Raw genomic sequence first — 17,199 nt, 5'->3', positions numbered from 1 at the left:
CCTCGCAACTGCCCAAGGTGGTGTTCATTAGGAGAATATCTGATGCCTCACCACACCCCCCAAGGCCCATCGGGCCACATCGTTGAGTACGCCCCGGCAATGACCCCAGGCAAAGGTTCGGGCGCGGCCCTTTCCCGAGCCATGGCTTGGGCACTTGCCGTAACTCTGTTCTCGTTAGCGCTGTTGGCAACGGGCGCACGGGCCGAGGTGCGCAAAGCCAGCTTTGCCGGCGGCTGCTTCTGGTGCGTGGAAGCGGATTTCGAAAAACTCGACGGGGTCCTTGATGTCGTATCCGGGTTTACCGGCGGGACGCTCCAGAATCCCACCTATCGCGGCAATCATGAAGGGCACTATGAAGCTGCGGAAATCACCTACGACAGTGACGAGATCAGCTATGAAGCGCTTCTGACGCATTTTTGGCGCACGGTGGACCCCCTGGATGCGGGCGGCCAATTCTGTGATCGCGGATTCAGTTACAAAACCGCCATTTTTGTCGCCAATGAAGAAGAGCGGGAGGCCGCGGAGCGAAGTTTGCAAGAAGTGGATGCGCTGTTCCCCGACGACGTTGTGGCGACGGTCATTCTTCCCGCGGGTCGCTTCTGGCCCGTCGAGGAATACCATCAGGATTACGCCAAGAAGAACCCCCTGCGTTACAAGTACTATCGCTTCGGCTGTGGACGCGACAAGCGCGTTAAAGAGTTGTGGGGCGATAAGGACTGGAGGCTGCTTGACAGCGCCGCCGCCGAGTAAGGCCTCACGGCTCGTCGCACGGCAACATCACTTCGTCGATAGTCCCGGACCTGGCATTGATGCTCTGGCAATCGGAGTGATAGATATCAGCTTTTGATTTTTACAGGCATTCACTGTGATACAGATACCCCGCACGCTCTTTCTTGCCAGCGTACTGCTCCTATCAGTTAACGGCGCCACCTGGGCCAGATCGGCGGATTCAAATGCGCCGCAACGACCCGTCATTGAAGTCAGAGATGACTTACCGCGTCACAGCTACAATCTCGACATCTCCGTAACCGCTCTCTACGAAACCCAGAACCGTGGCAAGCTCCTCGCCCTGGCACGCCAGGTGGCAGCAGACACCAAAGCGGACCTGAAGAATTACGATATCCGAGATGACAATACGGTTCAGGAGTTCTATGGGCTCCTTGGAAGCGTCGCATTGCTTGAAAATGACTGGCAGGCTTATCTCGACTATCTCGAGAAGCGGAAGGCCCTGGAAAGCAAGGAAGCTAATCGCCTGACCATGGGGCTTGCGGGCTCCGCTGTTGCTCTGACACAACTGAGTGACTCTCCCTCACAGGAAACCTTTGCGGATACATTTCAAGCACTCGTCTCCGCGTTGCCGTACAAAACCGTCGAGCCCAACCTCAAAAGTCTAAAAGGCAGCACAGAGATTCTCAGCAGAGCATTGGTGCTGGGGAGTCTGGAATCCAATTATCAGCCGGTACTTGACCGCAACAACGGCGAAATCAGCTACGACATCGCCGCTTCCCTGGTGGGCGCCAGCTTCACTTTTGATCACTTCCTCGCGGTAACCGATACCATCAATGGAATACTGAGCGACACCATCGAGTCCAATACGATTGAAAAAACTGACATCTGGGCGCAGAGGCAAGTTACTCTGGACGCCAAGGATAAGGGCACGCCCGTAACCTTGGCCGTCTGGGACAGTGGCGTGGATACGGATATCTTCCAACGCAGCGGTCAGCTGTGGATCAACAACAAAGAAATTCCCGATAACGGGGTGGATGACGACGACAACGGTTTCATCGATGACGTACATGGTATCGCCTACGATGTGGATGCCAACAAAACCACGGAGATCCTTTACCCCATAGGCGAGTTCTCAAAGGATGAAGCAGAACTTCAACTGCTCATCAAAGGCATTGGAGACATACAGTTCAATGTCGATAGCGAGGAGGCCGGGGAGGTGCGTCGGCAGCTGTCCTCCCTGCCCCAGGACGAGGTCAAAACCTTCCTTGAATCCCTGTCCATTTATGGCAACTACTCCCACGGCACACATGTTGCGGGCTTAGCGGCAGAGGGCAATCCCTTCGCTCGCTTACTGGTCACCCGAATGACCTATGGCCACGAGATCATTCCCAAGCGGCCAACGCTCGCCGCCGCCCACCGGGAGGCTGCGATGTTTCTGGAGGTGGCCGAATACTTTCGCTCCCAAGGGGTCCGGGTAGTCAACATGAGCTGGGGTGGATCGCTCAGGAGCATTGAAGATGCCCTCGAGGCGAATGCTGCCGGGAAAACACCCGAGGAGCGAAAAGCCCTGGCCCGGGAGATTTTTGAGATCGGAGACCGTGCGCTCAGGCGAGCGATCAGCGAATCCCAGGACATACTGTTTGTGACCTCATCGGGAAATTCCGACAACGATGTGCGCTTTGACGAGTTTTATCCCAGCAGCTACGAATATCCGAACCTGCTGACCGTCGGCGCGGTAGACAGTGCTGGCGACGAAACCAGTTTTACAAGCCTTGGCAACGTTGATGTGTATGGGAATGGTTACGAGGTAGAGAGCTATGTTCCCGGCGGAAATCGCATTCCTTACAACGGGACATCCATGTCATCGCCCCAAGTCATGAACCTCGCAGGCAAGCTCCTCGCTCTTCACCCGGACCTCACGGTTCAGGAGCTCAAAACGCTGATCATCGACGGCGCAGAAGAGAAGGACATCCCGTCCCGCAGCATTCGACTGATTGACCCAAAACGGTCCATGGAGCTTGCCAGCAAGCGCTAGCTCTCATTCCTGACGGCTAGCGCAAATACAGCATGCAGCTAACGCATGTAACTGCGCCACGTAACTACATCATGTAACTACACCATGTCGCGCAGGGTCAGTCCCCGGCCACGCTTCGCAATATGCGCCAGGAGCAGCTCTGCGGTCGCCATGGCATCCCCCAGGGCGTTGTGCGCGTTATGCGTCGTCAAGCCATAGCGCTCCCGACAGGCGCCCAGGCGCAGATCGCCCTGCCCGATGGGACGCTCCTGACGCTGGAGGAGTCGCTTTTCAAGGAGCAGGGTATCAATAGTCGGTAGGAGTAGCGGCGCTCCGAAGACTGCCTTGGCCGCATAATCAAGGAATGCCGTATCCAGGGCTGCATTGTGAAAAACGAGCACCCTTCCCCCGGCTGCCGCCAGCAGCGCCTCCAGGCCCTCTTTGACATCGCCCGCATCTCTGAGCTCACAGTCCCGAAGCTGATGAATTGTGGCGCTCTGTCCCACGGATTCCCGGTTGCGAATCAGTAAGTGGCGAGCGCTCCCGAGAGCAATCTCCAAGCCGCTGACACGCACCCAACCAAGGCTCAGGAGCTCAGCCTGCCTCGGATCCAGTCCCGACATCTCGGCATCGCAGACCAGAAAATCGAGTTTTTCAACGGGCGTCGTCATCGCCGGTAAGGGCATGGACCACGCGGTGGACACGGGCGTGGGTAGCTCCGTACGAAGAGACCACCGCCAGCGGCGCAGCTTGAGCTTCCACATCAGGCCATGCCGGCGCGGTAGTTCAGACGGACGGAAGCCTGTGCCTCGTCAATGATGGTAAAGGCGTCACGAAGCTGCTCCTTTGCAAGACGGGGTAACGCCCGGGGATTGATGTAATTGTCTACGGGTTCTCCCCGCTGAATCTGCGCGCATTGATGGTCCATGCGCAGACCCTGGATAAAGTCCAGGGCATCCGTGAGATTACGCGAATCGACAAGTGCCATATGTCCTGCAGCGATGAGGGACTGCAAACGGGCGGAGGTATTGACTTCCGGAAGCTTGTTGGCCAGGGCATGGAGGCGGGCGATCTCCGTAACGGGTAACACTCCCCGTTTTTTAATATTCAGGTTATCGCGATGCTCCCCATTGCGGTCCACCACAAACCGGCGGAACACGCCCAGGGGCGGCTTGTTATCCAGAACATTCGCTGCCAGAGCCGCCAGAAAAATGGAGTTGCTGCTGGCCTCAGCGAGCATCACTTCCTGAATCGATTTCGCGAGATCACGATCACCGTAAAGCGCGCGAATATCAAAGAAAATACTGACACGCATCACCGCGTCGCTCGTGGGGGTCCGGGCCCAGGAACGTACCGTGTCCTGCCAATCGGCCAGGCGCAGACGCCAGCTCCTGTTACTGGCCATGATGTCACCGGGACAGTACTTGTACCCACAGAGCGCCAGCCCATCGCATACCTTTGTCGCGAGTTTCTCATACCAGGACAGATGCTCATCGCCCACACTGTCGGCAATGACAATGCCATTGTCCTGATCCGCGCCCAGGAGCTGCTCACCCCTCGCCTGAGAGCCAAAGCCCAACCAGGCCCAGGGTCCCGGCGCCTCGCCAAGCTCCATCTCCACAAGCTGGATCAGGCGTATCGCCACGGCGTCAGATATTGCGGTCAGAATCTGGGAGACCTGGGGAGCCCGCATCCCACCACTGACCCACTCCACCATGAGATTACCCATGGACCCCACGAGCTCCTGAATGCCCTCGACGCTGTCCTGCCGGGAGATGTGCTGCACCAGGTACACGGGATCATTTTTCTTGGCCACGATGAGATCCGAGGTTGTGACGATACCCGCAAGACGCCCCTCCTCCAGCACCGGCAGATGATGGAAACGACGCTGAGTCATCATCAGCGTTGTCGCAAACAGCGTCTCATCGCTGGCGATGGCCTCGGGATTCGGTGTCATCACCTCGTTTACCGGCATCTCACTGCTTAGCCCCCTCGCCAGAACCCGGGTGCGTAAATCACGATCCGTGAGAATACCCTGCAGCTCATCGTCCGCGACCACAAAAGCCGAGGACACCCGGCGCTCGGCCATGGCCATCGCCGCTTCGCGCACCGTAGCGGTAGAGGGCACCGTCAGGATGTCCCGGGTCATCACCGAACTCACGGGCGCGAGCATGGCATTGGGCTCCGGTTGATAGCGTGCGGCCCGGCGCAGGCGCCGGCTTCGCTGACCACTGAAGTAACGATCAAAGGGGCGATTGGCGCCGCGGAGGGACTGATAGGCATCATCGGGGAGCCGGTAGATCAGGGCATCCTCGATAACCAGAGCAACGACGGCTTTTTCGCCGGCGTTCAAACCGACAATACTGAAACTCTCCCCCTCGCCCAGACGGTCCAGCAGCTTGTTGTCGTCGTCGCGGATATCCACGGCACCGCTTCGCAAAATACGCAAACCCGATTGCTCGCTGTCCACGGAGAAGCGCTCGCCATGGGGGTGATAAGAGACCTGCATGGCGGACACCGCTTCCTCAAGCTCGACGTCACTCAGCTCATTGAAGGGCAAGGAGCCTCGAAGAAACTCGAGGACAGACGCCATCTCAGACGCATCACCGCTTGCCAGATTGCCACTCAAACTCAAGCCTCCTCCTGCAGAAAGGCCGTCGACGCATCCGCAAAATAGGCGCTGTCATTGATGGAGATCACAATGCGAATTCGCTGCTCTGCCCCGGGAACCGTGGTCAGGGGCATGCGCCACTTCAAACCCTTGGCATCTGCAGGCTGCATGGGCCGGGGGCCGGGATCCCGCTCCGGATGGGACACGGACATCAACACGGCTTCCACGGGATGGGATGCATTGAGTTCCAGCGCCAGGCCCACGCTTTCATCCAGCCTTAGGGCCAGCTTAACGTCCTGGTTTTCGAGCTCACAGATACCACTGGCATAACGACAGTTGCTCTTCTCCACCAGGGGGTAGGCTTCACCCGGCATCGCAGGCTTGGCCTCCTCGCCAATAAAATTACCCACGGCAAACCAGGCCATGATCGAGAGAACCGGTGCGACCAACAGGGCAACGACAACGTGTTTGTTTGTGAACATTCTGATTCCCTTGTGAGGCTGTAGCCTCGCGGAGCCAACAGCTGAAGATTAGCTTGTAAGTCTACCCACTCTTGCTAAAAAAAAGGGAGACACCGTTTCCGACGCCTCCCAGGAAAGTGAACCTGTCAGTGACAAGTCTCTTGCTCAGTGATCGATGGCCGCTTCTGCGCCCGCAGGAACCCGGATGCTCTCAACCATCTCCCGGATTTCTTCCGGCGGTGCTGCAGTCACTTTGGATACGGCGATCGCCACCGCAAAGTTGAGCAGACAGCCCACCACACCAAAGGCATTGGGCTCAATGCCAAGGAACCAGTTAGGCGCCATATCACCCAGGAAGGCCGTCGACGCAATAAACATGATGCCCTTGTGCTGGAATACATAGAACAGCGTGATACCGATACCCGCCAACATGCCGGCGATAGCCCCTTCCTTAGTAACGGTCTTGCTGAAGATACCCATCATCAACGCCGGGAAGATGGACGACGCGGCCAGACCAAAGGCCAGAGCCACGGTCCCTGCAGCAAAGTCGGGTGGGTTAAAGCCCAGATAGCCTGCGCCGGCAATGGCCAGTGCCATGGCGACGCGACTTGCCCGCAGCTCCTGTTTCTCGCTGATGTTCGGGGCAAAAATCCCCTTTAACAGATCATGGGAGATGGCCGAGGCAATTGCCAACAATAGTCCTGCTGCGGTAGACAGGGCCGCAGCCAGACCACCCGCAGCGACGAGGGCAATCACCCAGTTGGGGAGCTGAGCAATTTCCGGGTTTGCGAGAACGATAATGTCCCGGTCGACCTTAACGAGTTCGTTACTGCTCTCGTCGGCGGAGTACTGCATGAGCCCGTCTTCGTTCTTGTCCTCAAATGCCAGGAGACCGGTCTTTTCCCAGTTCTTGAACCACTGGGGTCGTTCTTCGTAGGCCAGGTAGTTCCCCGCCTCCGGCTCAATGGTTTGCATGAGGTTCAGACGTGCCATCGCGGCTACCGCAGGTGCGGTGGTGTAAAGAATTGCGATGAAGATCAGCGCCCAACCGGCCGAAGAGCGAGCGTCACGCACTTTTGGCACGGTGAAGAAGCGAATGATGACGTGGGGCAGACCCGCAGTTCCGAACATCAGGGAAGCGGTATAGGCAAACATATTGATGCCGGAGATTCGCACGTCAGTGGTGTATTCGCGAAAACCCAGCTCCACGACCACCTGGTCCAACTTATCGAGAAGAAAGGTGTCCGTTCCCACGAGCGTGCCGCCCAGACCCAGTTGCGGAATGGGGTTACCTGTCAGCTGCAGACTGATAAAAATCGCTGGAATCGTGTAAGCGAGAATAAGCACGCAATACTGGGCGATCTGGGTATAGGTAATACCTTTCATACCGCCGAGCACAGCGTAGAAAAACACAATACACATCCCCACCAGGAGGCCCGTGTTGTAATCAACTTCGAGGAAGCGGGAAAAAGAAACCCCGATGCCCTTCATCTGACCGATAACATAGGTCACGGAGCAGATAATGAGGCAGATCACGGCAACCACCCGCGCCGTCTGGGAGTAGAAGCGATCGCCGATAAACTCGGGCACGGTAAACTTCCCGTACTTGCGCAGGTACGGCGCCAGCAACATCGCCAGAATCACAAAGCCACCGGTCCACCCCATGAGGAACACCGATCCGCCATAACCCATAAAAGCGATGAGCCCCGCCATGCCAATAAAGGAAGCAGCGGACATCCAGTCTGCTGCCGTCGCCATGCCATTGGAAATCGGGTGTACACCACCCCCGGCAACGTAAAAATCTTTGGTGGACCCGGCGCGGGCCCAGATAGCAATACCGATGTAAATCGCAAAGGTAATGCCAACAACAATATAGGTAAGTGTTTGCAGTTCCATGTTCAGGCCCCCTAGTCTTCTTCGACGCCGAACTCGCGATCAAGCGCGGCCATGCGTGAGCGATAAATGAAGATCAGCACTACGAAAACGTAGATTGCCCCCTGCTGTGCGAACCAGAATCCCAGCTTGTAACCACCGATCTGAATCTGATTGAGCACATCCACGAACATGATGCCGCAGCCATAACTAACGACGAACCAAACCACCAGAAGCTTCACCATCAGCGACAGATTGCGCTTCCAGTACTCCTTGGCCTGGGCCTCGGTCATTTTCTTAACCATCTAACACCTCCCCGGTGTTCTTCTAGAATTCTTATGTTTCTTCACTGCGACTGTAGCAAAGCAGTGATGTCTTGCCCCTTGCACTTTGGTCTATGCCTAGAAGGCGTATTTGGCGGCGAACTGCAGGCGGTACATATCACCGTCGCGACCATCTTCCAGTTCTTTCACGCCGTACATCAGCTCACCACCCAGTTGCAGTTTTGGTGCGGGCAGGTAGTTGAGATTGAGATGCATGGAACGATAGGACTTGGCGAGATTACCGGCGCCGTCAAACTCCGCGCCGCCGGGATTACTGGCTTCGGAAGCTGAGATGGAGATATTGCTGCGCCATTGATCGTTCCAGTAGTGACGATAGGCCACAAAGCCGCCCCATTGATCGATGGTGCTTATCTCGCCGTTGCGATCGATATAACCGTCGTTAAAAGAGTTGAGACCCATATAGCGTCCCAGGGCATCACCGTAGCTGGCCATGAAGCGCAGATCGTTACGGCCGATGTTCCATTTACCGGCAAAGGAGAGTCCGTAGCCGTACTCTTCGTCACTGGCGCCTTCGGTACTGGCGTTGGGTCGTTCCTCGTAGCTGAGCTGCCGCCCTATGGCCGCCAGGGACCAGTTCAGGTCTCCGCTCTTTCCGTTATAGCGGGCAACGAGATCGGGCATGAGCTGCGCGTCATTCAGCGAAGAGCCGCCTCCCTGGAGATTGACCCGGGTTGTCTGGTTCTCTATGGCTAACTGCACAGGACCGGAAGTCCACCGAATCATGGGCTGACGCTCAAACACGGTGCCCACGGGACCCACAAAGTCCAGAAGATCAGGCAGCGCACCGACATTAAAAAACGTTGACCAGGCCTGGCCCGCGAGAAGGCTCTTCTGGTCACCGTAATCCCATTTCAAATAGGCATGGCGGATTCGCGAGCTAAAGGAGTTTGACACCCTCTCGTCACCCTGACCCGAAAGAATAAAATCGAGCTCTATGAAGGAGGAGATCTTGCCGACGTCCGTGTTCGTCGCCGTACCAAAGTAAAAGCGTGAAGACTTGGCGTGAATGTTGGTATTCGTATAGGAATCGCCGTCTCCCGACACAGGCTCAACGGGTATGAGGGAGGGAACGAAGAGATCGTCCATTACGGACGCCGGTTTACCTTCGCTGTAGTTACTGGCGATAGCATCGAGCTGCACATAGCCGCCATAGGTAAACTTCGTACCCTTTTTCATGGGCCGTGCTTCCTCGATATCCTCGGCCTGGACCTCGAGGGTTTGAAGGTTGCTGGCAATATTCGTCTTGTTACTGACCACCAGGGCCTTGAGCTCCGCAATCTGACGCTCAAGCTCCGCGATGCGCTCATCGACTTCTGCTGCCTGGACCTGCGTATCCACAGCACTGCATCCAACGAGTGCCAGGGCAAGACCCAGAGGTTTTCTTGAAAACATTCCCGCTCCTCCAATTAGTGTTATTGAGCAGGGAGTGTTGTATGCCCCCAACGCTTCTGGGGGTATTCGACCTTGGTCAAGTTGGGGCTGTTTCTTGGACTAAAGTCTATGAAAAAAGGGGAACTTCCTGTCGAAGAAGCCCAGCGGGGCCTCGCTTTACTTCGACCGTGAATAGATCACAATAAGCACATAAGAATACAAAACAGGCCAACCCACAATGAAGTGCATCATCGCTGACGATCATCCCCTGTTCCGCGACGCTCTCTCCATGCTGCTATCGGGTAGTGATATCGACGCCGACATCAGCCATGCAGAAAACGTCGCGGAGCTTCATGATCTCGTAGAAAAAGATGGTGCTCCGGATTTACTCCTCCTCGATCTGCACATGCCCGGTGCAAGCGGCTTCTCTGCTCTCGGCTGGTTCGTGGGCAACTATCCGGACAAGCCTGTAATCATCGTATCGGCACATGTTCAGGCGGACACGGTGCGTCGGGCTATTGACCACGGCGCTGCGGCCTTTCTTTCAAAATCTTCTGGCACCGATGTCATGACAGCCTGCATCAGGGATGTGCTCGCAGGGAACCGCGGCCTGCACCCGGGGCTGGATATCAGCGAGAGTGGCGCCAGCCTTAAAGCCCTGGACGTTGCCGACGCCCTCGCAAGTCTGACCCCTCAACAATTTCGCGTTGCATCTATGCTGGTGGAGGGATTGCTCAACAAACAGATCGCCTATGAGCTGGGCGTAAAAGAAGCGACCATCAAGGCGCACATGACCGAGGTGTTCCGAAAACTCGGCGTTCAATCGAGGACCCAGGCCGTGCTCGCTATCGGAAACCTCACCATCGCCCCCGCAGAGACCGCCGGGGAGTCTCTGTAAACAACGAGTTCCCTGCGGCTCCTAGGACGCCTCCCTGGCCAGCGCCAGTATCAGGGCTTTCAAGCGCTCGGGGTTGACGGGCTTTGCCAGGGAGCGGAACCCCACGGCGCGTGCCAGCTCTTTGACGTTCGCGCCATCGTCGGCACTCGCCATCACGCAGGGGCAGCGCCAGGCCAAACTGTCAAAGACCCATTGGAGGGCAGCAATCCCCGTGTCGCCGTCATCGAGATGGTAGTCGGCAACCACCACATCGGCCCTGACATCCCCCAGAGACTCGAACAATTCCTGACGGTTGGATACGGCGGTGACCTCACAGCCCTCAGCGGACAGCATGGCCGTCATGGCTTCTCGGACCTGTCTGTCATTGTCAATGCAAAGCACCCTGATGCCGGCCAAACGTTGTCCTCGGCTCGGAGTATTCACCTCCGCAACGGACGTATCCGCGACACCACGGGGCACCGTAAGCGAGAAAAGGCTGCCCCGACCGGGATGGGAGCTCAGATGGAGGGGTAAGTCGAGAAGATTGGCGTAGCGACTGACAATCGCCAGACCCAGACCCAGTCCCTCCTCTCCCCCACTCCCCGGCAGGCGCTCAAACTCCGCAAACACCCGCGCCTGCGCCTGCGCGGGTATCCCCGGCCCCTGATCAATGACCTGTATTTCCACCGCCTCGGGACGCCGCCGCGCGCCCAGAAGCACCTTGCCGTGCTCGCTGTATTTGATGGCGTTGCCCACGAGGTTCTGTAGTGCCCGGTAGAGAAGGTTGCGATCCGTCTGAAGCCAGAGAGACGAGCTCTGCAAACGAAGCTCCAAACCGGCCTTTTGCGCGGCGGGGCCAAACTCTGCATAAACTTCTCCGAGGAGCGCATCCAGGGAGAAGCTTTGCATTGTGACCTGCTGTTTGCCTGAATCCAGGCGGGCCATTTCCCGCAATTCGGCAATCAGCGTCTCCGCACGATGGAGGGACTGATCAATTTTCTCAACCAGTTCCGAGGTGTCCCGGGACTCTCCCGCCCTTGGTTTTAAAGCCTCTACGAACAATCGCGCCGCGCTGATGGGCTGCAACAGATCGTGGCTGCTCGCTGACATAAAGCGATTTTTGGACAGAGAAGCATCACGCAGCTTGCGCTCCGCTTCGGCCCGAAGCCGGTTTTCCCGGCGCAACTCGGCATTGGTGTCCGCCAGGCTCTGGCTTCCACTTGCTACCCGGTTCTCCAGCTCCAGGCGCACCTCTTCCAACTGTGTGACCATTTCCCGGTAGTCTGTGATGTCGATATAGGTCGTGACAAAACCACCCCGGGGGAGAGGCACACCATGAATATCAATCACGCGGCCATCGGGTAAGCGGCGTTCAAGGCGATGGGGATGACCGCGGCGCAACCAGTCAAGGCGCTTCTCCACTTCGTGATCAATGGAGTCCCCGGCCACACCGAGAACCCCTCGCTCGGCATTAAAGCGATAGAGCTTTTCAATGGGCATGCCGACATAGAGAAGCCGCTGGGGATAGGCAAACATGGTTTCGTAGCGGGTGTTCCAGGCCACCAGCCGCAACTGTGCGTCGACGACAGACACGCCCTGGAGCATGGATTCCACGGTTGTTTCCAGAAGATCCCGGTTAAAGGTTTGCTGGCGACCCGCCTCGGAGACCAGGGATGCGAGACCGGCAAAGTCCACCTGCCGGCTTTCCGTCAACTCGGAAAAAACGCGGCTGGAAGACGCCGCCCCAATAACTCCGGCGAGCAAGGATTCTGCCTCACGAACAGCAAAGAGGGGCAGGCGATCAGCGGGAAGGAGCCGCTGCTGATAGCGTTCTTCGAAGGAGCGCCAGAGCTGCTGCAGACGGCCCTCCTCCAGAAAAGGTGGTAGCAGGGCACGAAGCTGCCCCGCTCGCACGGGAGAGAGATTAAAATCGTCTCCCTGCTTTGCCCTGCCATCGTCGCTGTCCAGAAACACCGCGGCCTGGCGTTTGTCCGCAGGGGAGGCCTCGGAAAATCGGGATAGCAAACCCAGAAGGAGCACGTTCATGCCCAGACTCCAGAGCGTCGCATAGGTCAGAGGACCCGGTCCCGACCAGCCAAAAAGCGCCTGCGGCTTGAGCCAGCTGATCCCCAGGAGCCCCCTGCTCCGCAGGGCACTTTCTGCGGGCAAAACCTCAGGCAGCACCAGACAGTAAAACCACAGCAGCAGCCCCGCTGCCAGTCCGGCGGTGATGGCAATACCGTGGGCACGTCGCCAATACAGCCCGGCAAGGAGTCCCGGCGCGAGCTGCGCCGCCGCCAGGAACGACATGAAACCGATTTCCGTGAGCCAGGAAATGCCACTCAGCTGCGTGGACACCAGCCAGGCGGCGGCCAGAATGAGGAGAATCGTTACCTGGCGGACGATGCGTAACTGATTGCCCAAAAATAAAAGCGAGGCACCCTGGTCGGACTTTCCGCGAATCATGAGGGGCACGGCGACTTCGTTGGTGAGCATAATGGCCAGGCTCACGGTGGCTACAATAACCATACCCGTGGCGGCGGAGAGACCACCCACAAAGGCAATAAGCGATACCCAGGGCGATTCGAGGACCGCCGGAAGCATCTGCACATAGGTGTCGGGACTGACTCCGGAGGTCGATGGCGAGGCGAAGAGGTGACTCCCCGCAAGACTGATGGGTACCGCCAACAGCATAAAAAGCAGTAGATACAGAGGCAGAAGCCAGCGGGCCAGCTTTGTGCTACCACTATCCTTTGCCTCCACCACCATGACGTGAAACTGCCGTGGCAGGCAAAAAATCGCGAAGGCACTGATGAGGGTCCGGGTGACAAAGTCGCCCGAGAGCACGAGCTGTGTCGGTGCCTGACCGGACCAGTCCACCACCGAGGCAACCTCCGGCCGGCGCAGGTAAATCAGCGCAAAAATAGCAACGCAGAAAAAGGCGCAGAGTTTGACCACGGACTCAAGGGCAATGGCACTCATCATGCCTTGATGCCGCTCTCGGCCATCCAGTCGCCGCGCACCAAAAAGCACCGTAAAAGCGCCAAGCACGATGGCGATAGCGAGCCCCGAGTCCGTGGCGGTGAGGGACGGACCGATCGCCCCTCCGGCAATGATCGACCAGGCCTGCGTCAGGGCCCGAAACTGCAGCGCGATATAGGGAAGCACCGCTGCCGTCGCCACCACCGTTACCAGAATCGACAGCTGTTGCCGTTTTCCAAAACGCGCACCGAAATAATCCGCAATCGAGGTAACCCGGTGCTCCGTGCCAAGGCGCACCATGCGTTGCAACACGCCCCAACCGAGAGTGAACACCAGAATGGGGCCGAGATAAATCGGCGCATGGCTCCAGGGTGATGCCGTTGCACTTCCGACGGCGCCGTAAAAAGTCCAGGAGCTGCAGTACACGCCCAGAGACAGGGCGTACACCAGTGCCTGGCGTTTCGGAGAGCCCTGCCCTTTGCCCGAGCCGCTGCGCCGATCAACAATCCATGCCAGGCCAAACAAGGCGCAGATATAAAGCACCGCGAGGCTGAGAAGATAGGACGGCGAATTCACAGGGGCGGCGCTCCTGCGCAGCTCAAAGGGACATCAGAACCCTAGCATACCGGCACAATATCCTCGCTGTCCTTGCGACTGGATGCGAGGGCGGAGAAAGCGGCACGGGGGCGTGGGATCAGCCGAGGGCTCGGCGCTGGCGAACGGCGTCGGCCAGGCCCTGAAGCACGGATTCTGTCGCCGTCCAGTCGATACAGGCATCGGTAATACTCTGACCGTATACCAGGGGCTGACCGGGAACCACATTCTGGCGACCCTCCACCAGATTGCTCTCGATCATGATGCCGAAAATACTGCGGCTACCTCGAGCTACCTGGCTGGCCACATCCATGGCGACATCAACCTGCCTTGCGGGTATTTTCCGGCTGTTCGCGTGGCTGGCGTCAATCATGATACGCGCGGGCAAACCGCTCTTACTCAACATGGCGCTCGCGTCATCCACGGAGAACATGTCGTAATTTGGATGTTTTCCCCCGCGCAGAATAATGTGGCAATCCGCATTACCCGTGGTCTGAAAAATGGCGGAGTGCCCCTGCTTTGTAACGGACAGAAAGCGATGGGGCTGGGACGCAGAGTTAATAGCGTCAATGGCGACCTGCACATCGCCATCCGTCGCGTTCTTAAAGCCCACGGGGCAGGACAATCCCGACGCCAGTTCGCGATGGGTCTGGCTCTCCGTGGTACGCGCCCCGATGGCCCCCCAGGACACCAGATCCGCCACATACTGAGGGCTGATAAGGTCCAGGTACTCCGTGCCAGCAGGCAAACCCATCTCAGCAAGATCCTTGAGGAGCTCCCGGGCGAGATGCAGTCCTTTGTTGATCTGGAAGGTGTCATTGAGATCCGGGTCGTTGATGAGCCCTTTCCAACCGACCGTGGTACGCGGTTTCTCGAAGTACACCCGCATAACAATCTGCAGATCTGCGCTGTGAGCTTTTGCCGCTTCCAGGAGACCCCGGGCATACTCCCGGGCCGCGTTCGGGTCGTGGATGGAGCAGGGACCGACGACAACCAGCAGGCGATCGTCCGCCCCGGCAAGAATAGAAGAGATGGCGCCCCGGGCGCCGGACACGGTTTCCGTCGCGGCGTCGCTAAGAGGAATATCGTTCACCAGCGATTCTGGAGAAATCAGTTCGTTGGTTTTCTGAATGCGGAGATCATCGGTCACGGAAAGCATGGTGTTTTACTGCGGTCAGTTAAAAATGGCGCGCAAGTTTAGCATGCCCATCCTCGCTATTTCTGTCCCCGGTGATAGCATCGGGGCCTGATCAACAAGGAGCCTTACCATGCGTTCACTCGGTCTCAGACGATTCGCAGCAGCCACAGCCAGCCTGGGGGTTGCCGCCTTCGGCGCATTGCTTTTTTCTCCATCGCTCTCCGCCCAGGAATCCCAAACGCTTCCGCCTTTTCAGGCACTCGATATCTTTGAAATAGAGTGGGCGCTTAACCCGCAGATCTCACCGGATAGTCAGCAGGTGGTCTATCGGCGTATGGGTTTCGATATTATGGAGGACCGCCGCCGCGGGAATCTCTGGCTGGTGGACATTGCATCCCAGCGCCAGCATAAGCTGAGCAGCTTCGAAGGGAATGAATCCAGCGCCGTGTGGTCGCCCCGGGGGGATCGCATTGCTTATGTGCGCTCCGCGGGGGATGACGAAGGCGCCGAGATCTACATGCACTGGCTTGAGGGTGGACAAAGCGCACGGGTTACACGGTTGCCGGCAACGCCCAAAGACATTCGCTGGAGCCCCGACGGCAGGCATCTCGCCTTCGTGATGGATGTAAAGGCCGAGGCGCCCAGCCTCGCCTCACGGCCGGAAAAACCCGAGGGGGCACAGTGGTCAGACATGCCCAGAGTCACGGACAGGATGTATCACGAGCGGGACGGCAGCGGTTACCTCGACGCCGCGTTCAGCCATGTCTTTGTGGTCCCCGCCGAGGGCGGTACCGCCCGACAGATCACCCGGGGGGATTTTCATCATCGCCAGCCCAGCTGGAGCGCGGACGGGGAATCCCTCCTGGTCTCCGGAAATCGCTCCGAAGACTGGCAATACGATTATCGCAACAGTGAGATCTACCGTGTCGCTCTTCGTGACGGGGACACTGCGGCCGTCACCAGCACTGATGGTCCCGATCACCATCCTCTGGTCTCCCCGGACGGCAAGCACCTGGCATGGCTGGGTTATGCTGATAAAAAGCAGGCTTTTCAGGTCACACGGCTGCGCATCGCCAGGCACGATGGTAGCGGGATGCGAGAGCTCCTCGGTGACCTTGACCGCAGTGTGAAAGCCATTACCTGGTCCGCAGACAGCGACGGCCTGTATTTTCAGTATGATGACAAGGGCCGTACCAAGGTCGCTTATGTCAGCCTGAAAGACTCCATGAAAACCCTCGCCGATAATCTTGGCGGCACGAGCATTGGCCGCCCCTACGCCGGGGGCTCTTTCAGTGTCTCCGGGGATGGCGTTGTCGCCTATACCCACACGCGCCCGGAGTATCCCGCAGACATCGCCATACACGAAGGCAGTAAAACGAGGGTCATCACGAGACTCAATGACGACCTCCTATCCCAGCGGACCCTGGGAGAGACCCGGGAAATCTGGTGGAAAAGCTCCTTCGACGAGCGGGATATCCAGGGCTGGATGGTGCTGCCCCCCGATTTTGATCCAAACAGGCAATACCCCCTCCTCGTGGAAAACCACGGAGGCCCGATTCTCAATTACGGGGAACGTTTTTCTCCCGAGATGCAGCTCTTCGCTGCGGCGGGTTATGTGGTGTTTTATCCCAACGCCCGGGGTAGCACGAGTTACGGCGAAGAGTTTGCAAACCTGCTCTACCACAATTACCCGGGACAGGATTACGACGACACCATGAGCGGTGTGGACGCCATGATTGAGCTGGGTTTTATCGATCCCGAGCAGCTCTATGTCACGGGAGGATCTGCCGGCGGCATTATGACCGCATGGATTATCGGAAAAACCGACCGCTTCCGCGCCGCCGCCGCGATCAAGCCCGTGATGAACTGGTACAGCAAAACCCTGAATGCGGATAACTGGTACAACTACTACTTTACGCGCATACCCGGCACACCCTGGACAAACCCTGACGACTATCTGCGCTTTTCTCCGATCTCCCTGGTGGGCGAGGTCAATACACCCACCCTGGTGATGGTAGGGCTGGATGACCTGCGTACGCCCCCTTCCCAGGCCAAGCAGCTTTATCATGCCCTGAAATACCGCAAAGTACCCACCCTCCTGGTGGAATTACCCGGGGCGTCCCACTTTATCGCCAGAAAGCCCAGCCAACTCATCGACAAAGTCAGTCATATTCTTGCATGGTTTGAGCGTTACCAATAGGCGTGA

General features: G+C 57.8%; 12 protein-coding genes. 4 read left to right on the top strand and 8 right to left on the bottom strand.

Going from position 1 to position 17,199, the window contains the following annotated elements; translation table 11 throughout:
* Nucleotides 1-42: 42 nt before the first annotated feature.
* A complete protein-coding gene (msrA, locus tag KT71_RS08210; protein ID WP_023659465.1) occupies nucleotides 43-750 on the top strand; it encodes a peptide-methionine (S)-S-oxide reductase MsrA in 708 nt (235 codons plus the stop codon).
* A 115-nt stretch (nucleotides 751-865) separates the two neighbouring features.
* Entirely contained in the window at nucleotides 866-2,764 is a 1,899-nt protein-coding gene (locus KT71_RS08205; protein WP_008295894.1) for a S8 family serine peptidase, read from the top strand.
* Nucleotides 2,765-2,841: 77 nt separating this feature from the next.
* On the opposite strand, the gene KT71_RS08200 is transcribed toward KT71_RS08205, so the two are convergent.
* The 6 genes from KT71_RS08200 to KT71_RS08175 all read right to left on the bottom strand — a co-directional run bounded on the left by KT71_RS08200 (nucleotide 2,842) and on the right by KT71_RS08175 (nucleotide 9,423).
* Complete coding sequence (locus tag KT71_RS08200; RefSeq protein WP_008295896.1) at nucleotides 2,842-3,507, bottom strand: exonuclease domain-containing protein; 666 nt, start codon at nucleotides 3,505-3,507, stop codon at nucleotides 2,842-2,844.
* Nucleotides 3,507-5,372: a putative nucleotidyltransferase substrate binding domain-containing protein gene (locus KT71_RS08195; RefSeq protein ID WP_238549462.1), complete on the bottom strand. Its 1,866-nt coding sequence runs from the start codon at nucleotides 5,370-5,372 to the stop codon at nucleotides 3,507-3,509. Before KT71_RS08195 ends, KT71_RS08200 begins: the two co-directional genes overlap by 1 nt.
* A 2-nt stretch (nucleotides 5,373-5,374) precedes the next feature.
* Nucleotides 5,375-5,836 (bottom strand): hypothetical protein, encoded by a 462-nt coding sequence (locus KT71_RS08190; RefSeq protein ID WP_008295898.1) that lies wholly within the window; start codon nucleotides 5,834-5,836, stop codon nucleotides 5,375-5,377.
* A gap of 144 nt (nucleotides 5,837-5,980) precedes the next feature.
* Entirely contained in the window at nucleotides 5,981-7,711 is a 1,731-nt protein-coding gene (locus KT71_RS08185) for a sodium:solute symporter family protein (protein WP_008295899.1), read from the bottom strand.
* Between the two features lie 11 nt (nucleotides 7,712-7,722).
* Nucleotides 7,723-7,992 carry a DUF4212 domain-containing protein gene (locus KT71_RS08180; protein WP_008295900.1) on the bottom strand — a complete coding sequence of 90 codons (270 nt, stop codon included), beginning with the start codon at nucleotides 7,990-7,992 and terminating at the stop codon, nucleotides 7,723-7,725.
* A 96-nt stretch (nucleotides 7,993-8,088) separates the two neighbouring features.
* Nucleotides 8,089-9,423: a DcaP family trimeric outer membrane transporter gene (locus KT71_RS08175; RefSeq protein WP_008295901.1), complete on the bottom strand. Its 1,335-nt coding sequence runs from the start codon at nucleotides 9,421-9,423 to the stop codon at nucleotides 8,089-8,091.
* Between the two features lie 217 nt (nucleotides 9,424-9,640).
* Between KT71_RS08175 and KT71_RS08170 the strand changes: the two genes are divergently transcribed.
* On the top strand, nucleotides 9,641-10,300 hold the full coding sequence (locus tag KT71_RS08170) for a response regulator transcription factor (RefSeq protein ID WP_008295902.1): 660 nt from the start codon (nucleotides 9,641-9,643) through the stop codon (nucleotides 10,298-10,300).
* A 21-nt stretch (nucleotides 10,301-10,321) separates the two neighbouring features.
* Here KT71_RS08170 and KT71_RS08165 read toward each other — a convergent pair whose 3' ends face one another.
* Both KT71_RS08165 and KT71_RS08160 read right to left on the bottom strand, forming a co-directional pair.
* Nucleotides 10,322-13,837 (bottom strand): hybrid sensor histidine kinase/response regulator, encoded by a 3,516-nt coding sequence (locus KT71_RS08165; protein ID WP_008295903.1) that lies wholly within the window; start codon nucleotides 13,835-13,837, stop codon nucleotides 10,322-10,324.
* Nucleotides 13,838-13,955: 118 nt separating this feature from the next.
* Nucleotides 13,956-15,014, bottom strand: a complete 1,059-nt coding sequence (locus KT71_RS08160; RefSeq protein ID WP_008295904.1) for a 3-deoxy-7-phosphoheptulonate synthase — start codon at nucleotides 15,012-15,014, stop codon at nucleotides 13,956-13,958.
* A 109-nt stretch (nucleotides 15,015-15,123) separates the two neighbouring features.
* Between KT71_RS08160 and KT71_RS08155 the strand changes: the two genes are divergently transcribed.
* A complete protein-coding gene (locus KT71_RS08155) occupies nucleotides 15,124-17,193 on the top strand; it encodes a S9 family peptidase (protein WP_008295906.1) in 2,070 nt (689 codons plus the stop codon).
* Nucleotides 17,194-17,199 lie beyond the last annotated feature (6 nt).

The sequence above is a fragment of the Congregibacter litoralis KT71 genome (assembly GCF_000153125.2).
Taxonomy (GTDB): Bacteria; Pseudomonadota; Gammaproteobacteria; order Pseudomonadales; family Halieaceae; genus Congregibacter; species Congregibacter litoralis.
This window is presented reverse-complemented; position numbering and strand designations above follow the sequence as displayed.

Excerpts from the sequence above, each read along its gene's own strand:
- msrA (WP_023659465.1), top strand. The coding sequence starts at position 43 with ATGCCTCACCACACCCCCCAAGGCCCATCGGGCCACATCGTTGAGTAC.
- KT71_RS08200 (WP_008295896.1), bottom strand. The coding sequence starts at position 3,507 with ATGTGGAAGCTCAAGCTGCGCCGCTGGCGGTGGTCTCTTCGTACGGAG.
- KT71_RS08190 (WP_008295898.1), bottom strand. The coding sequence starts at position 5,836 with ATGTTCACAAACAAACACGTTGTCGTTGCCCTGTTGGTCGCACCGGTT.
- KT71_RS08185 (WP_008295899.1), bottom strand. The coding sequence starts at position 7,711 with ATGGAACTGCAAACACTTACCTATATTGTTGTTGGCATTACCTTTGCG.
- KT71_RS08180 (WP_008295900.1), bottom strand. The coding sequence starts at position 7,992 with ATGGTTAAGAAAATGACCGAGGCCCAGGCCAAGGAGTACTGGAAGCGC.
- KT71_RS08175 (WP_008295901.1), bottom strand. The coding sequence starts at position 9,423 with ATGTTTTCAAGAAAACCTCTGGGTCTTGCCCTGGCACTCGTTGGATGC.
- KT71_RS08170 (WP_008295902.1), top strand. The coding sequence starts at position 9,641 with ATGAAGTGCATCATCGCTGACGATCATCCCCTGTTCCGCGACGCTCTC.
- KT71_RS08160 (WP_008295904.1), bottom strand. The coding sequence starts at position 15,014 with ATGCTTTCCGTGACCGATGATCTCCGCATTCAGAAAACCAACGAACTG.
- KT71_RS08155 (WP_008295906.1), top strand. The coding sequence starts at position 15,124 with ATGCGTTCACTCGGTCTCAGACGATTCGCAGCAGCCACAGCCAGCCTG.